Source organism: Mesorhizobium sp. BH1-1-4, assembly GCF_020165665.1.
Taxonomy (GTDB): Bacteria; Pseudomonadota; Alphaproteobacteria; order Rhizobiales; family Rhizobiaceae; genus Mesorhizobium.
Genome location: NZ_JAIUIN010000033.1, coordinates 1 through 16,679 on the forward strand (window position 1 = coordinate 1; position 16,679 = coordinate 16,679).

Here is a 16,679-nt window from a genome sequence, read left to right on the forward strand (position 1 = left end):
CAAGCCGCCGAACCCAGTGGACCTCCCCAAATCAGATGGGCTTCCAATATGTATAATTTTCCCCGGACAGCCCTGCCCATCGCGGCCACGGACGGCTCGGCCCGAAATGTCCACTTTGGGCCAATATCAGACAGAGACTACGCTGGTCGCCAATGACAGCAATGGGGTCGTTGGCCGAATGTGGGCTTTCTCAATTTCTCGGCCAGAACCGGAAAGTCAGCAGACGGCCCCTTATCGGTCATTGGATTTGACAATGGTGAACCTATGCCGATGGCAGCGATGTGCCTGCCGATAGATCGCCCTTAGTCGCTATTGTTCCGTCCCGCTTTGGCGCGCCACGAAACAGGATCGGCGATCCACCGGCTGATATCGGATTCCCTCCATCCCGCACCGTTTACGCTGATCTTGATTTGAGCCGGGAACGTGCCTTCGGCGATTTTGCGGTACATCGTTGAGCGGGATAAGCCGGTCCGCGCGAGGACGGTCCTGAGGCGAATGATACGATCAGGTTCAGGCATGGCTGCCTTCCCTTTCGTTGACAGCATTGGCACGTGCTGGAGCCAGACAGGACAATCCAAGGCTTGTGCGCAATCAGATTTGTCATCTGATCGATCTTGGACGTGGGAACGGCGGCAAATCGGACGGTCTAGATCCCGATGCCGCGTCCCCTGCCTATGCCATGGCTGAATGCGAGTTCCGCGCCGAGGCGGCGGCCGGAATCGATGTTGATGCCAAGCTCGCGCTTGCGGTTGGCGAGAAGAGATTCCAATTGCGGATCGCGTTCGAGGCTCTTGGCCATGTCGGACATCGCCGAGCGGGTTGACTTGTAGCCCGACATGTCGCCGACCTGGTATTGTCGCTGACTGCTTTTGTCGAGGTTTTGCCAGCGTTCCACGAAACGGTCTGCGCGGCGGCTCGGATCGGCGTCCAGTCCGGTGCGGATTTCCGTTACAAGCTGGAGAGCTAGCACGATGCGGTTGACGCGGCCGGCGCCCGCTTCGCGAACCAGCTCTGGGCTCTTGACATAGGCGGCTTCTGCATCGCGCCAGCCATGCGGCCGAACCTTCTCGAAGGCGCTGCGGGCGTCCCGCAATTCGCGCATCTGCTCGGGACTGCCCTGCCCGTCCGCATTTCCAGTACTGAGGATCGCGTCGAGCGCGCGCGCGTGACGCACAAGCGCCTTCGTGCGAGCGCTGCGCAACGCCGCCTCAGAGTTCACCGAAGCGCCCGCCTCGCGCTGCGCTCCCCTGGCGGCAGCTTCTCTTCCTGGCGTGCGGCCGACCTCCGTGATTTGCGCTCCAACATTCTCCCTTCCCGGACTGCGTCCACGGTCCTGGCCAGGCTCGGCGTCTCCGGGCGAGCGCAACCCGTCCAGCAGTCCGCCGATCCTGTCGCGCAGCTTCTCCGGAACGACGCGGCGCATGATCTCGACCACACGCTGTCGGAAAGTGATCCCGCGCCGCTCGGCATAGTGTTGCGCCGGATCGATCTGATCGTAGTCCGACGCCATGTCCTTGGCGCGGTCACGTGACAGCGTTTGGACGAGCTTTTCCCGCGCAGCAAAATCATCGCTGCCGTAATGCAAGTCCATCCCATCGCGATGTCGCGATAGGGCAACGTAGCTGCCGTGCGCATCCATGCCTGGCGTCGCCAGCACATGCGTACGGTCAACGGTCATGCCCTGGGCCTTGTGAATGGTCGCGGCATAGCCGTAGTCGATTTGGGCATAGTCTTTCAGGTCAAAGCGCACAGACCTGCCGTCGTCGGTGCGAGCCTTCATGCTTTGTGCGCTGACTTCCTCTACGACGCCGAGCGTGCCGTTCTTGACGCCGAGACCACGCTCGTTGCGCAAGAACATGATCCGATCGCCGCTGGCGAAGTTCCTTGCCCCGCGCTCCACATCCACCTGAACCTCGTTGCCGAGGTCCCCGGCAGCGCGCATGCGCTCGCGCGCGGCTTGGTTCAGCGCGTGCACCTCGTCGTTTGTATGAGTGAGGATGATGCGGCTTGCCTCTGGGTCCGCCTGCCTGTCGCGATCCCAGCGCTCGACGAGTTCGCTGCGCGCCTCATGGCGCGAGGCAGCCTGGTGCACCATTCCTCGCGCGTCATAAGCGCTGATCGCGGCGCCGATCCTGCCGGTTGCAAGATCGCGCGTGGCCTCACGCTGCCAATCCTCTTGTTGCCGGCGCACCTGGCCAATCTCGACGCCGCCGTGACGTTCGTGGATGGAACGGAATGCAGCACCCGCTTCGATCGCCTGCAACTGCTGCGGATCGCCAACAAGAACGACCTTTGCGCCGACGTCCGCCGCATGGGAGAGCACGCGCTCCAACTGGCGCGTGCCGACCATGCCGGCTTCGTCGATGACCAAAACATCACGCGCGGTGAGCAGGTCGCGTCCCTGCCCCCAGTTATGTTCTATGCTGGCTATGGTGCGCGACAAAATCCCCGATCCGCTTTCAAGATTCTCGGCCGCAATGCCGGAGAGTGCGGCGCCTCGGACTTCATAGCCCGCTGCCGCCCATGCCTGGCGCGCAATACCCAGCATCGCGCTCTTGCCCGTTCCGGCAAAACCGACAACGACGCCAAGACCGCGGCCATCGGTGATGTGATCCAGCGCATCGGCCTGCTCACCTGACAGAACAATGCCATGACGATTGGCATCCGCCAAAGCAGTCACACGATCCCGATCACTCACCGCATGACGTTCCTCTCCGGCCATGCGTTCCGCCGCGCGATGCAGCCGCTGTTCGGTCTCGATCATCTGCCGAGTGGTGAAGCGGTCTTCGCCGCGCCCGTCCTTGCCAAGTTCGACCAGATCGGGTGCGTTGCTGATGGCTCGCGTAACCTCGTTGAACTGCTCGATGCCATCGCTGTGCCGATGCGAGAACTTCGCAATGTCCTTTCGGGTGAAGGTCGATTGCTGATGCGTGATGGCGTCCAGCGCCACGGATGGATCGGCAACGATGCGCGCACCATTGTTGCGCGCGATCTCGCGATGGAGTTCGGCGCGATCTGCTTCAATGTCGCCAGCATCGAGGCCGCCGCCCTCCATTCGTTGCGCCGGTGCACCAATCTGGGTTTGCGGCTCCAGGGCAATGCCCTGCGCTTCCAGACTGCGATGATCGATGCGGGCATCGATATCGAGTTCGGCCAGGCGCTCATTGGCGAGCTCCGCCCAACGCTCGCGCCAGCGCTCGACCAGCTGGGTAGCATTCCAGTCGCGAACCTTTGACCCAAAACCATTCTCGTCGACGGACCGCATGGTGAGCATGACATGGGCATGCGGTTTTGGACTGCCATCCTCTGCTCTATCCCAATGCACGTTGAGGTCGGCGACCATGCCTTTGCTGACAAACTCTGCCTGAACAAAGTCGCGCGCCAATTCGATGCCCTGCGCCTGGCTCAGTTCACGCGGGAGGGCGAACTCCACTTCGCGGGCGAGCTGGGCATCCTTGCGCACCTCGAAGGCCTCGACGTCGTTCCACAGCCGTTCGCGGTCGCTCCAGGTCTCCGGGGCGCCATCCGGCAGCATGACCTCGGAATGGACGACGCTGCGTTTGGCGGAGAAGTCATGCGTGCGTTCGATCCGCTCATCGCGCAGCCGCGAGGCAGAGCGATAGGCCGCTGACGCCACCGCACTCGAGCCAGCCTTGCGGCCAATGACCTTGACGTGAAGATGGTAGATCGCCATCGCGACCAGATCATTTGCACGTCAAAGCGCACGTCGGCACGACGTATAAGCGCGCCCTCCCTCGAAAAAATCTCGGGATGGACCAGCCCGTCCCCACCTGTCTCGGCAACCCTGAAGCCTTACGGCAGCCGCTCCCCTATCATCGCTGCATTGACGTCAGATGGAGATAGCCATGCGTAAACCACGCGATTTCGACACGGAACTGAAGGCGCTGGAAGACAAGGCGCGCGAACTCAAAACTCGAAAGGTGCAGCAGCTTGGCGAACTCGTGATCGCTACCGGCGCCGATCAACTCAGCACCGACGAACTGGCCGGCGCGCTGGCCGCAATCGCCGAAACGAAAGACACCGCAAAGCGTGAAGCATGGGCCAAGCGTGGGGTGACGTTTTTCGAGAGCCGGCCCCGGCGACCTGCTCCGGCACTTGGAGGCAAGCTGCATGGCGCTTCGGCGCAACCGGGCAGCTCACATTCGCCGGCAAGCGGCACTCACTCGCAATGACATGCGCGCGTGGCAGGTCGAACGACGCAAGCGCACCCGACACCTGATTGAACTCGGCGGGCTCGTCGTCAAGGCAGGCATCGTCGAGCTTACCAATGACGATCGCGCCATCGTCTACGGCGCGCTGCTTTGGATCGCCGCCAAGCTGCAAAGCGATGAAGGAGAGAATGCGCGAAACCTATGGACTGCCAAGGGTAGGCAGGCGTTCGACGGTGAACGGCGTGAAGAGCAGATGGGCCAGCGAACATAGCCCGCATAGATCAATCTGGTCGGTGATCTGCTGATAGAGGTCGGTCCTCGTGGCTGTTTCCTATGGGCTTGGGGTTCGGCGCGAATTGAGCGTCTGAACCCCTGCCTGTCGGCGAGACCGGCTTTAGGGGGAGCAACAAGAAAATCGTCAGGGGGGACCACCCGGTTCGCAGCGCGGGAGGCGGAGCCGAACAAGTAAGAATTGGGGGATGACGATTTTGTTGTTGCTGGGGGTGTGAGGAGGAGCCCTATCATCCCCGCTCCAAGCGAAAACCTGGCGCGCAGCGCCGCTATGAAGAGATTCCGCTCGCCGCAAGCGTAGAAATACGCGCTCGCCCGCGAGTGTAAAAAATCGGAATCGTCAATCTTCGCGCTTCTTGCCAATCTGGCCGAGTTCCTTCCACAAGCCCAGCATCATGAGCGAGTGGATAATCAAGTTGCCGAGATGCCAGTGGAACTGATTACCATCCATCAGGCCATGCGCAATTTCGTTGCGGAGATTCATACCACGTGGATCGGCATAGAGCGCTTGAAAATGAAGGGTCGCATCGGGCCCAAGCGCTTCAGCGACCGTTTGGTTGTACAACATTTCGCCCATGCCGATGGCAACGCTCGTCCCCGGAACCGTCGGATGAGCCTTCGTGACCGGCACGCCGAGACCATCGGCGATTTTCCGCAAAGCGCGCTCGACCTGCGGCACCAGAACATGCGCGGCTTTCACATGATCCTCTCGCGCCCAGGCGCTGATTCCTTCGACCAAGAGGCTCATGTCGTCGAAAAGCTCGTGACGGTTGGCCCAGCCGGCGAAGTGTTGCGGAACAACCGCGTGCTTTTCGAACAAGCGCTGAAAAGCCTGCATCAACCATAGCTGCTCGAACTGGAATGCAAATCTGGCTTGATGAAAGAGCCTGCCAAATGAATCTTCCTCCACGCCGCCAATCTTGGCGGCAACACGATCATCGGCATAGATCATTTGCGTGATGTGCGCCATCAGCGGAGCTTCCTTGAGCGTCTTTTGGACTTGCTCTTGAAGATCGCCACGCTTCAACATGAACTCGCGCGTGATACGCACAAGGCTTGAGCCAAGATCGTCAACGACCACTTGGTTCAAGAACTTCTCCATGTCGTCCTTGGTAATTTCGATCTTGTGCTCGACCGATTGAAGGTTTTCACCTGCCGCGCCGATTTTCTTCTGCATGAGAATGCGGGTGCGGTCGCGCGCTTCCTTCAGCCCTGCATTTCGGTATTCATCCGTTGCCGTTTGCAGGAGCGCGGCTGCAAGCATGGGATCAGCATTGCTGGCGAAGTGCTCGAATGATTCACCGACCGCCTGATGGAGACGGCGGGCGTCACCGTGTTTGCCGACGCGGCGGTAGTAAGGGATCAGCCGCTCGGCGGCGCCCTGCGCCTCGTGCGGGTCGAACTGCGTGGGATCGCCGCTATTGGAACGCGTAGCAATGATGCTTTCCAAATCGGCTACCAGCTCGGCCCGCTCAGCGTCGGTAACCATTGCCTTCTTGTCTTCGAGCAGCCGATCGACCGCGTACCACCACATACGGCTATGCGTTTTCATAAGCGCGCGGTGAACATCCATCAACGTTGTGCGGGCCTGTTCCGTGCGTTCCGTATCGCCAAATCGAAACGGCGAGATCGAGCGCGCGTATCGCAAAGGAAACATGCGCATGGTCATCGGCCATATCGGGTATCGCATCGAGGTAGCAATCGATTGCGATACGGGCGTCTTCGATTTCGCGCTTGCGATTGGCGATGGGGCCACTCATTTCCCATACAAGATCCGCGTAGCGCGCCCTTAGAAATCGATGCTTGAGGGCTCTTGCTCGGGCGGCCCAATGCGTCACGACCTCGGGCGGGCTACCCGCGATGTCGGGAAAATAAGCCTTGTTGCCCTCGGCATCCGTCCCGGAGCCCATCGGCCCGAAATAGCTGTTCCACGGGTTTTCGTGATGGCGAGTAGCCAGGGCGAATGCGAGCACTTCCGCCCAAGCTCCAAGATTTTCGGCATCGGACGGTTCGGTCAGCGCGCCACGCGCCTTCTTAAGCTCCCCACCGATGGCGTGCTCGTCAAACAGCTCTTCCTTGGCATCGAAGCGCTGAATAATCGCCTCGAGCGATGCCGGTACAGTAAGTGCAGTGGTCATGGATATTCCGGACGTGATTCGCGGGTGACTAGTGAAATTAGCGCATTTGGTCGTGCCACTGCCCCAAAAATGAACTTCGGGAGAGAAGATGGTAAGGATACAAGGAAGCCGTCCTACGCTTTTGAGCAACTGATTTCGAGCACTTCGAACACCAAGTCCAAACCATGCCCGACCTCAAGAAATTCAAGCAAGATATCTTCAGGGCCGCACAAAGCCCGGAAAGCTGGCTGCTGACCGCACAACGTCTGCGCGACGGTGCAGAAGCCATTCTCACGCATGAACATGCGTTTGAAGCTGCTTATTTCCAAGCCCACGAGGCCGCCACGCAAAAGGCAACGGCAATGGCCTATAGCGAAGGAAACGACACCGGAATTGCCGACATAGAAGCCCGCGTGCCGAATTACCCAGCCGCCCAGCTTCTTTACGGCTACGCGCTGGAAACCCTGCTGAAGGGAATCTGGATTGCGAAAGAACCTTCGCTGATCTCCGGCGGCAAACTGAACCGCAAATTGGCCACACACGATTTGGTCGGATTGGCTCAGCAAGCGGCCTTTGCCCTGCATGGGCAGGAGGAGCCGGTTGCCAACGCGCTTTCGAAGCTTGCCGTGTGGGCAGGGCGTTATCCGGTCGCACTGCTTGAAGCAGAGTTCGCTTCCACACCGAACGCCGATGAACTCCTGGCCTACGGGTCGCGCCACCCGATTGTTAAGGCAATCTATGCACGCGGCCATGAGGAGCTTACGGCCTTGCTACCAAAGCCGCTTTCAAATCTGCACGGCGCGGTCGTGGTCTTCCGCCAGCCCGGAACATGATCCCTCAGAATATGGTTGCGACAGCAACCGTACTCGGCAAGCGCCAGTGGATAGGCTGTCAAGGCCCGCTCTTGCGGCGCTCGCCTTGGTCTTGACAGTCGGGGGCCGCAGGCCCCTACACCCTATACATATTTAAATGCAAAGGGAGGGCTTCGATGGGACCGGTTCAGGAGGCTATGAACAAATGGCTTCACGGTCTGCCGCGCCAGCTTGCCGTCGAGATGATTGAGAGAAAACTTGGCGAGCAGAAAATCAAGCTTTCGAAAAGGCGGCTGAACGAACTCGTTGACCGGCTCTTGAAAGGCGAGGACGATATTCAACTAGATACCGGTCATGAAGACGCCAGCATCGAAATCACCGATGAAGACCTTGCGTGGCTGAATGAGCGTGCGCATGAACTGATTAGCAAACTTCCCGCGATCATCGACGATGCTTCGGAGGGGGTTTCCCAAACGATCCTTGCGAGCCTGAAAAAGAAGTGGGGCGCTGAACGCCGGCAGCAACAGCGTGACATGAATGGGTTCCGCAAACGCTTGGAAGAGCGTTGGGGTGCGGGCTTTGAACGGCTACGGATGCTCGTTACCATTGCACGCGAATTTGGTGACAATTTCAATAAGGATGGTCACGCGGCAGGCGGTGGCTCAAATCCTCAAGCTGTTGATGTGTTGCGTCGGCTGCACGCGCGTTCATGCCAAGTCACTGAAGAGGTTATCTGCCTCATGTCGAGTGGTTTTGCTGACGGTGCCATGGCGCGTTGGCGCACCTTACAGGAGACAGCCGCGGTCGCCTGTCTCATAGGCCAGCACGGTGATGCGCTCGCCGAACGGTATATCGCGCATGAAATCGTTGAAGCACGGGGAGCGGCTATACAATACCGCAAGTATCAAAAGCAGCTCGGGCAAAAGCCAATTTCTGACGCGAAATATGATCGTATTGAAAAAGCCTATCAAGCCGGCTTGCAGACCCATGGCGAGGCTTTTGGTGGGCAGTTTGGGTGGGCAGCAGGATATGCCGGAAAAAAGAATAAGCCGAACGCCCCCAAGAAAAAGGACAGAGGCCCGACCATGGCCGATATCCAAGAGGCGGCGGGCATCGACCACTTAAGCCCCTACTACAAGATGGCGAGCCATAATGTTCACGCAAATCCAAAGGGCGTGTTTTTCAAGCTTGGGCTTATCGGTGAATCCAAAACCCTGCTCGCCGGGCCGAGTAACGCGGGTCTTACCGATCCCGGACATGCCACCGCGCTTTCCTTGAACCAGATATCAAGCGTGCTCATGAGGCAAAATCCAAATGTCGATAGCATTGTCGCCGTCAAGATCATGCAGCGGCTTGCAGATGAGATCGGTGATGCGCTCCTTGCTGCACAGCACAAGCTTGCCGAAGATGAACGATTGTTCTCAGAAAAGAAGGCACCTGCTAAGGGGCAGGGGTAGCGACGTCCCCAAGGCGGAGCTCAGATCACAAAAGACAGCGCCGCCGAATTGAAGCGGCAGACCGTGCTGGCGATCCGCAAACCATGCGGGGCATCAATGGTCGATGATCTAGTCTGGACTCCAGGGCCCAGCAGTCGCACTCTCCCTTTGGGAGTGGGCAATGGGCCAGCAAGGGCACAAGGGGCAGCAGTGGCGACGTAAGCGTTCGTTGTTGCAACAGCGAGCGCTAATCCCCGTCGTGCTATGCGGCGTTGCCGGAGCCGCCTACTTTGCACCGCAGAGCGATCAGCATCGCCTGCCGACCGTTCACCACCAAGGCGATTCAAACGCTCCGAACGGCTGCAACATCAAAGGCAACATCAGCGTGGAAACCGGCGAGCGAATCTATCACATGCCAGGCCAGCGATATTACAACGAAACAGTCGTCAACCCGAACAAAGGCGAGCGCTGGTTTTGCTCGCAATGGGACGCGTGGTGGGCCGGCTGGCGGAAATCGAAGGTGTAACGATCTGCACAGTCCTATGTCGGCTCATCGATCGGCAGTATGTACTCGCTCACCAACTCCACCGACGAGGGATCGACCGTGATCCGGCCTAGCGCCTGGACGGTCTCTCTATCCGTTTCCTCGTCACACAGACGACATCATCCTCAAAGCGCATGGTCTGGCCTGCCTTGGCCTTCTCGCCGCGGATCGGATAGGGATGCAGGCTAGTTGGGGACGCGCGGCGTGACGCGATCGCCGATGCGCCTGCCCAACCGTGGCTGTTGCGCCACAACGTCACCGACATCGATTTCCCTGCCCATTCCGAGATTCCGGCGAGGCAGGCGGCTTAGTCAAACGGGTGCTAATGGAATGATTGACTCTAGCGCCGCCGGCATGTTCCTTTTTCACGAGGGGGAACATGCCGACACTGAGAGATCCAACGTACCGCGCATTTGCACGGCGTGAGCTTCATCGACGCATTTCAATGTCCCGAACCATTCGGGGCGCGGCGCCTATCGGGTTCACTACTGGACGGGCAAGCGGGCGGGCTATCGTCGCACCAAAGTGCGTAGCGGCAAAGTGTAATCAGCGATGCAATCGACCCACGCTGGCGGCTTTTCCTCGCGGCTTTCTCTTAGCCGCAGGCTTCGCCTGTTCAGCTCGCGCCGGTTTAGATGACCTTGCCGCAGGGTTCGGCGCTTCGACCGTCAAAGCAGCGGCCTCTTCTCCCGTTTCGACCTTTGGCCCTTCAAGCCGCTGGATAAGCCTCCACCCCAACGCCCTCCGCGCATTAAAGGTGCTTTCGCTGGCGATAATGCGTAGCGCCTCTCCGGCGCGGTCCATGACACGGATAGCTGCGTCGTTGGGATTGGATATGGTCAGATCAGCGGTGAGCCCCTTCCTGATCTTAGCTAAGTCCTCGCCGACATAGGTGGTTAGAACCCGCACATATTCTTCCACCGGAACCTCCGTCAGTCGGTCGGCAACCTTTGAATGGAAACCGTCGGCCTCCAGTTTGAAAAATAGCTCATCGACGGTGAAGTTGGGTGCTTCCCCCTCGTTCAGCTCGGCAACCGTCGCCCTCATGTCTTCCGGTATCTCATGGCCGAAACGGTACATGCTACTGGAATCGAACGATCCGGGAATTCCCTTATGGGTTTCAACAAACCGGTCGAACATCTTGTCGGCCCTTTCGCGAGCCTCCAACTCGCGGAATAGGCCGATGAGTGCCATTACAGTGCCGAGGTTATAGAACTCCGCGTTTTTCATGAAGCAGTTGTAGAATGCGCCTAGTATCTCATCCTGGGATTCCTGGAAGGAATAATGGAATCTGTCCCAGACTGCATCCAGCTCGTGGCGCGCTTCTGCAGCTTGCTCCCGCACATTCAGTTCGGTTGCGTGGGCATCAATCGTGCCCTGTTCGAAATAGCCGTCCACGACGCCCTGCATCAACACTAGGTCGAATTCGTCGGTATGCCCGTACCCATAGCTGTGGAGTTCCTGGGACCACTTCTCGGCGACCGGATCTTCTTTCTTCTTTTGACGTTCCGCTGAGGTTTCGTAGATACCCCTTTGCCTGACAAATTCCATCGATGGCGCGAGCTCGGGTTGAAAATGACACCATCCGAATAGGACCAGCGAGTTCACCACGCTTCTTAGGACACCGGGCTTGTGGGCTTTCAACAGCGGCTGAATGAGCACCACCAGCCGAAAGATTTTGCGGATGACGCGAACGTTGTCGATGCCCAGCTTCACCGTGCGCTCGCTGACAATTGCCTTCAAGGCGTCCGTGCCTTGGACTCCGTCCATGGCAATCTTGGCGCCCTCAGTCGGTGTCGGCGCAAACCGCAGATTGATGTCGACAACTTTCTCCAAATAAGACGTGAACTGAACCTTATCCGCTCCGTCCAGCGCCTCATCATTCAGCAGTAGGACGACTTTGCAGCTGCGCTCCTCCTTCAGGTAGGAAATGAAGCCCAGAACGTCGCCAGCAGTAATTCCGTCGGCCTTCCTCTCCAAATCATCAAAACAGATGATCTCCTTCGTTGACAGCATCGCCAACCCAGAGACGGCTGCATCGAAAAGGCTCTCGCCACCCATCGCAAAAGTTTCAGAAACCCAGACTTGAGAGCCTTCTCCCCTTTAGAAAGGGCGGCGCTAATACTCTCCGATGTGATGAAGTCACCTATCTTGTCGCGGGTTACCGTGTTCTGAAGGATGGCGGCTTTGATCTGGTTGATGGAGCCAACGCCAAATAGGGACACGTAGGCATACTGGCTCAGGGCGACCGTTTCAGCTTTGCCCTTCAGCTGCTTTATTGTCGTCTGCCAGTTGTAGGTTTTGCCGGTTCCCCAGCGCCCGCGAATGCACAGCACCTCCGGTGTTTCGGTTTTGAGGAACGCGGCGATTTGGTCCCGGACGAGCTGAGTTGACATTGCGCCGCTCCTGACGGTCTATCGGTGAACTTTGAGGGATGTGCCTGGCCGGTTCTAGGCCTGTGCCTGTAGTAATGATCGCGAAGTTGAAAATCGCAATCGCTAAGTTCATAGTCCGCCAATAGCTTTGGGGGACTTGTGGCAAAGCGGGGATTTTGACCAGCCGAGCGATTGGCCGTTTACACCGCACATGGCGAGAAGTGCTATATTTGCACGCGCCCTGTCGACTTTCAATCGATGCAGGTCGACCACATCATCCCCGAAACGCTCCTGGAAAACCCAGATGAGTTCGCCAAAGCCCTGAAAATGTTCGGGCTTCCGGAAACCTTCGAAATCAATAGTTACGAAAACTGGATGCCCTCCTGCGGACCGTGCAACAACAAGAAGAAGGCCAAGGTTTTCGAGCCGACCCCCCTCATTCAGTTGCAGTTGGAACGAGCTAAGGCGAGGGCTGGGTTTGCAGCAATGCAGGAAAAACAGGGTATTTCGAAGAAAAAACTTGGATTGGCGCTGGGCGTAGTGTTGAAGGCAGGACAGGAAATTAAGCTTCCCCCCGAGCTGATGGATGCTCTCGTAGAGGGATTCGAGGAAGCTCGCGATAGGCTTGATCGGCTTGAAATGATCGAACGCGGCCAGAGGATCATCAAGCGCGCCCCCGACATCCTGGCGAATGGAGGTCCGCGCGCACCAAGCACTAAGGCGTATCCAAAGCCTGCTGCTGCGAAGGCCGCCAAGCCATCGAGGCCTGGTTGGACCGAGGCCCCGGCTAAGAAGCCAGCTGCTGCAAAGGCGCCGACCAAAGCCGCAGCGCCCAAAGCCCGCCCGCCGACGATTACCCGCTATCACGAAATCAGGCTCACTCCGACGTTGACAGTGCGATACGGCAGGTACGGATGGGATAAAAACATTCCGATGCGTCGACTGGCGCCCAGGACGATGCGGTAGGAGCAACTCGTTGGCTAAGAAAATGTTTGCCGATCGCCCACGTCTGAACTGGCCTTTTGACGCCGCGACAACCATCGCAACTGTTGCTCTGCTGATGAGCGGGCTCCAGCTGGTCGTATCAAGTCCGGTGCTATGGGGGCTCTATTTCAAACCGCGGCTGGTAGGTCATCTGGAGGGGATAGAACGGAAGCCGTTCAAGACCATTTATCGATTTGAGAACAGGGGCAACGCTACCGCCCATCACGTCGAATTGTCTGTACTAACTCAGAAGAACGATAGGGTTATCATAACACCCGACATCGCTGAATCGAACATCCCGACGGATAACGAAGCTTTCGTCTCACACAGGATTGTCATCTCTCATCAGTCGCCGTCCGAAACATTCGAAGTGACGGTAATCGGGGATGATCGGTTGGATCGCATTATTGATGGCGCTTTTTCGCCAGATGATCCGCCCAACACTCTGTCTGCCCTCCTGACGTCAATAGCTTTCTTCCCCACCATCTCCGCGCTTCGATCAGAAGAAGGACCTGGTGAGTTAGATACGTTGCCGCCCGTGGAAAACGCCTGGACTCCAGCAACCCTCCCAGCAAAATAAAGACCTCAAACAGGGTCTTTCACGCTTTCATCGGAACCCTAGTCTAGAGCAGCGCGACGTGGCATCTGGCGTCAGAGTGCCGGCTGCCGATCCGGACGCGGACATTGGAGGCTCCACCGTAAGCTGTTGGCTCCCCAATCATCCTAAAAACCGAAGCTATTATCCTGCTTTGTCCGCGAGCACCCGCAATTCGGTATGACGCGCGACCCAAAAAGTTCTAAAGCTTCCAAGAACCCCCAGGCGAATTGGATGCGCTCTGTGGCTTGGTCTCGGTGACGGCCATCTAACAGTATCCGCTGGTGGAATTTCTCTCGGCGTCGCTCAAAATTGCGGTATACGATAGATGCGTGGGGCGAGCTTTATCCCTATCGTAGGAGCTGATACTTGAGCGATCAAAACGAAGCCCAAACGGCCGATCTCGTCGGGCTGACTGCAGACATTGTCTCTGCCTATGTAAGCCAAAATCCACTACCCGTTGCTGGGTTGCCAGATCTCATCGCGTCGATTCATTCGTCACTGACAGGCCTTGGCCAGCCGAATGTGGCCGAGCTGCCGAAACAGGAGCCAGCCATCAATCCGAAACGGTCGGTAGCTCCGGACTACATCATCTGCCTCGAAGACGGGAAGAAATTCAAATCGCTGAAACGGCATCTCTCGGTACACTACGGACTCTCTCCGGACGAATATCGCGAGAAATGGGGATTGAAGCAGGATTACCCGATGGTTGCGCCGAATTACGCGGCTCAAAGATCAACGCTTGCGAAGGCGGCGGGGCTAGGACGCAAACCGCAACCTGTCTCTGCTAAAAAAGTTCCTGCCAAGCGCAAGTCCAGAGCCTAGTGGCGACAAGTTCTGGAGCGTCCACCTAGGACGCTCTGGTTTTTCGACCAAAACGACCCACCGGCCACGTGCCAGGGCACACTATCTTATCCCAGGCGCTCTTCAGCGTTTACATTCTCGACTGAAAGTCGCCGATAGTAGAAGAGTGCTTCCTCGATAGTGGGTATCGCTATGTAGCGGTCTCCCGCTACCATCGCTCCCCCTGCTTTGATGCAGTGGGGGATGCACCCTCGCCTAAGAGTTCGTTAGTCGCCCAGCGATTTCAGCTGTTATACCTCCGACCCTGGATGGGTTCTCGAAACACGGTGACTGTTTCGACCAAGCCCCGCATCGCTTTGGCAGGTCGAAGAGTTTCCCGATGGAATGTCAATGTAATGCTGATTGTTGATGGTAGACCGCGGTCAATCGGCTTCGGCTCCAGAGAAGCAGGCTTGACAAAACCCGATCGCGGTATTGTGTCCGGCAACATGGCGGCGTCTATTGTCATTCGGAAATTGATCCTCGAAGGCGCACGGGTGACAAAATGTCGGGGTCGGCGCCTTCGACAGCAAATGTGTCAGGCACGGCGCTCGCGGCCACCAGCCCTGCGGTCAGCTGACCGAGCGCGGGAGCGGTCTGGATGCCGTAGCCGCCTTGTCCGGCCAGCCAGAAGAACCCTTCAACTTGGCTATCCCATCCGACGGCCGGCGTCTTGTCGGCAAAGAATGACCGCAATCCGGCCCAACTGCGTGAGATGCGCGTTACCGGCAGGTCAGCGGCCTGTTGAATGCGATCGACCGCGATAGCGATGTCGATCTCTTCGGGCTGCGCATCGCCAGCTTCGCTTGGCGTCTCGTCGGCTGGCGAAAGCAACAGCATTCCCGAAGATGGTTTGAAATAGAACATCTCGTCGACATCGATCACGCCTGGCCAATCCCTGGCGTTGACGCCGGGCGGCGCATCGACAAGCATCGCGGTTCGTCGTTTCGGCACCAGCCCAAGCGGCGTGGCGCCGGCCATGGCAGCCACCTGGTCCGCCCAGGCGCCGGCGGCGTCGACAAGGACACGTGCGTCAAAGACGCCGACCGGGGTCGTCACAATCCAGGCGCCGCCGACACGCTCGATCGCCTCGACCCGTGCATTGGTGACGATCCGCGCGCCCTGACGGCGTGCGCCCCGCAAAAAGCCCTGGTGAAGAGCGTCGACATCGATGTCCATCGCCGAGTGATCGAGATACGCAGACCCGATGTAATCAGGTCGCAGGATTGGAACGACCGATCGGGAAGCGTCGGTGTCAAGCCAGTCCAAGGGCGCCGCCGATTCCGTGGCCGTCTCGGCAAACAGCGCCTGCAGTTTTGGCCTTTGCGCGTCCGTGCCGATGACCATCACGCCGCGAGGTGTCAGCAAAGGGACATCACAGAAGCCGGAGGGCGGTTCAAGGAAGAACTGGCGGCTGGCGCGGGTGAAGGCGCGGATGGCGGCGTTCCCGTAGCCCTCGATGAAGAGGGCGGCGGAACGTCCTGTCGTGTGCATGCCGCAATGGGCTTCGGCTTCAAGCACGGTCACCCGACGACCAGACGCCAGGAAGAAGGCCGCCGAAGCGCCAGCCATGCCGCCGCCGATGATAAGAACGTCCTGCATTGCCACTCTCAAACCAAGCGCCGGCAACCAAGCAGAGTATTTCCGATCGGTCAAATATCTTGCCTATGATAAATGCGTCATCGCCTGCGAGTCGACTTTGCCCGGTCTCAACCCTAAAGTGCGGCCAACGTCAAAAAGGGGTGCGCCATGAGCGATTCGAAGCCAAGTTTGGGGGAATGCCTCAAGGAGCTGCGGCGGGAACGAGGCTTGACGCTGACGCAGGTCAGCCAGATGTCGGGCCTGGCCATCTCGACCTTGTCGAAAGTCGAGAACAATCAGATGTCGCTGACTTATGACAAGCTGCTTCAGCTTGCCCAAGGGCTGAAGGTCGACATAACTGAACTCTTCGGCGTCAGGAAGGCCAGCGCATCTCCCATAGCTCACGGCGCGCGGGCGGTAAGCCGGCTCGAGGACGGCCGGATCGTCGAAACCCCCAATTATGTCTACCGTTTTCTATGCACCGACCTGTCGCGCAAGGAGATGATCCCGATGCTGGGAGCAATCGCCCAGCAGAGCATCGACACCTTCGGCGAACTGATCCGTCACCCCGGTCAGGAGTTCACATACGTTCTTGAAGGCGAAGTCGAACTGCATACCGATGTCTATGAAACACTGAGGTTGAAGACCGGAGAGTCGGTTTATTTCGAAAGCACCATGGGGCACGCCTATGTCAGCGTCGGCGACAAGCCTGCCCGGATCCTATGCGTGTGCACATCGGCCTCCGGCCAATCGGAGCAGACATTGATCAAGGGCGTCCAAGGCATGCGGCTCGATGACGGCCAGCAGCCCCGCGAAGCTGAAATGACACTTGGCTAATTAGAAAAATATCTTTCCTATCCGAAAAATCGGCTTGCCATCCCGAATGCGGATGTTAGCGTGTGCGAAATGCATCCTTCGGGCCATCCCGT

General features: G+C 58.4%; 16 protein-coding genes. 9 read left to right on the forward strand and 7 right to left on the reverse strand.

The features are described from left to right. Positions 1-302: 302 nt before the first annotated feature. Together LB569_RS29880 and traA are read right to left on the reverse strand one after the other, a co-directional pair. Positions 303-518, reverse strand: a complete 216-nt coding sequence (locus LB569_RS29880) for a helix-turn-helix transcriptional regulator (protein ID WP_224695136.1) — start codon at positions 516-518, stop codon at positions 303-305. Between the two features lie 128 nt (positions 519-646). Further along, positions 647-3,694: a Ti-type conjugative transfer relaxase TraA gene (traA, locus tag LB569_RS29885; protein ID WP_224695137.1), complete on the reverse strand. Its 3,048-nt coding sequence runs from the start codon at positions 3,692-3,694 to the stop codon at positions 647-649. 160 nt (positions 3,695-3,854) lie between these two features. Between traA and LB569_RS29890 the strand changes: the two genes are divergently transcribed. Together LB569_RS29890 and LB569_RS29895 are read left to right on the forward strand one after the other, a co-directional pair. After that, positions 3,855-4,193 (forward strand): conjugal transfer protein TraD, encoded by a 339-nt coding sequence (locus LB569_RS29890; protein WP_224695138.1) that lies wholly within the window; start codon positions 3,855-3,857, stop codon positions 4,191-4,193. A 1-nt stretch (position 4,194) separates the two neighbouring features. Beyond that, positions 4,195-4,443 carry a conjugal transfer protein TraD gene (locus LB569_RS29895; RefSeq protein WP_224695139.1) on the forward strand — a complete coding sequence of 83 codons (249 nt, stop codon included), beginning with the start codon at positions 4,195-4,197 and terminating at the stop codon, positions 4,441-4,443. Positions 4,444-4,803: 360 nt separating this feature from the next. Here LB569_RS29895 and LB569_RS31975 read toward each other — a convergent pair whose 3' ends face one another. Beyond that, the gene (locus tag LB569_RS31975) at positions 4,804-6,120 is read right to left on the reverse strand and encodes a DUF4209 domain-containing protein (protein WP_318013153.1); all 1,317 of its coding nucleotides are present in this window, start codon (positions 6,118-6,120) and stop codon (positions 4,804-4,806) included. After that, the gene (locus tag LB569_RS29905; protein ID WP_224695140.1) at positions 6,002-6,601 is read right to left on the reverse strand and encodes a hypothetical protein; all 600 of its coding nucleotides are present in this window, start codon (positions 6,599-6,601) and stop codon (positions 6,002-6,004) included. The genes LB569_RS31975 and LB569_RS29905 overlap by 119 nt, the downstream gene beginning before the upstream one ends. A gap of 164 nt (positions 6,602-6,765) precedes the next feature. Between LB569_RS29905 and LB569_RS29910 the strand changes: the two genes are divergently transcribed. The 3 genes from LB569_RS29910 (at position 6,766) to LB569_RS29920 (ending at position 9,354) form a co-directional block, all read left to right on the forward strand. Then, on the forward strand, positions 6,766-7,413 hold the full coding sequence (locus LB569_RS29910; RefSeq protein ID WP_224695141.1) for a hypothetical protein: 648 nt from the start codon (positions 6,766-6,768) through the stop codon (positions 7,411-7,413). Positions 7,414-7,589: 176 nt separating this feature from the next. Beyond that, positions 7,590-8,849: a DUF5677 domain-containing protein gene (locus LB569_RS29915; protein ID WP_224695142.1), complete on the forward strand. Its 1,260-nt coding sequence runs from the start codon at positions 7,590-7,592 to the stop codon at positions 8,847-8,849. Positions 8,850-9,009: 160 nt separating this feature from the next. Further along, complete coding sequence (locus LB569_RS29920; RefSeq protein ID WP_224695143.1) at positions 9,010-9,354, forward strand: hypothetical protein; 345 nt, start codon at positions 9,010-9,012, stop codon at positions 9,352-9,354. A 564-nt stretch (positions 9,355-9,918) separates the two neighbouring features. On the opposite strand, the gene LB569_RS29925 is transcribed toward LB569_RS29920, so the two are convergent. Together LB569_RS29925 and LB569_RS29930 are read right to left on the reverse strand one after the other, a co-directional pair. Next, positions 9,919-11,388, reverse strand: a complete 1,470-nt coding sequence (locus tag LB569_RS29925; protein ID WP_224695144.1) for a hypothetical protein — start codon at positions 11,386-11,388, stop codon at positions 9,919-9,921. Next, on the reverse strand, positions 11,292-11,768 hold the full coding sequence (locus LB569_RS29930; RefSeq protein WP_224695145.1) for a hypothetical protein: 477 nt from the start codon (positions 11,766-11,768) through the stop codon (positions 11,292-11,294). The genes LB569_RS29925 and LB569_RS29930 overlap by 97 nt, the downstream gene beginning before the upstream one ends. Positions 11,769-11,939: 171 nt before the next feature. Here LB569_RS29930 and LB569_RS29935 point away from each other — a divergent pair, with 171 nt between their 5' ends. From LB569_RS29935 to LB569_RS29945, 3 genes are all read left to right on the forward strand, one after another. Next, positions 11,940-12,713 (forward strand): HNH endonuclease, encoded by a 774-nt coding sequence (locus LB569_RS29935; RefSeq protein WP_224695146.1) that lies wholly within the window; start codon positions 11,940-11,942, stop codon positions 12,711-12,713. 10 nt (positions 12,714-12,723) lie between these two features. Beyond that, positions 12,724-13,311 (forward strand): hypothetical protein, encoded by a 588-nt coding sequence (locus LB569_RS29940; protein WP_224695147.1) that lies wholly within the window; start codon positions 12,724-12,726, stop codon positions 13,309-13,311. A gap of 384 nt (positions 13,312-13,695) precedes the next feature. Then, a complete protein-coding gene (locus LB569_RS29945) occupies positions 13,696-14,151 on the forward strand; it encodes a MucR family transcriptional regulator (RefSeq protein ID WP_224695148.1) in 456 nt (151 codons plus the stop codon). Positions 14,152-14,634: 483 nt separating this feature from the next. Here LB569_RS29945 and LB569_RS29950 read toward each other — a convergent pair whose 3' ends face one another. Next, positions 14,635-15,771, reverse strand: a complete 1,137-nt coding sequence (locus LB569_RS29950; protein ID WP_224695149.1) for an NAD(P)/FAD-dependent oxidoreductase — start codon at positions 15,769-15,771, stop codon at positions 14,635-14,637. Positions 15,772-15,918: 147 nt separating this feature from the next. On the opposite strand from LB569_RS29950, the gene LB569_RS29955 reads away from it, so the two are divergent. Then, positions 15,919-16,587 (forward strand): helix-turn-helix domain-containing protein, encoded by a 669-nt coding sequence (locus tag LB569_RS29955; protein WP_224695150.1) that lies wholly within the window; start codon positions 15,919-15,921, stop codon positions 16,585-16,587. Positions 16,588-16,679: the final 92 nt, after the last annotated feature.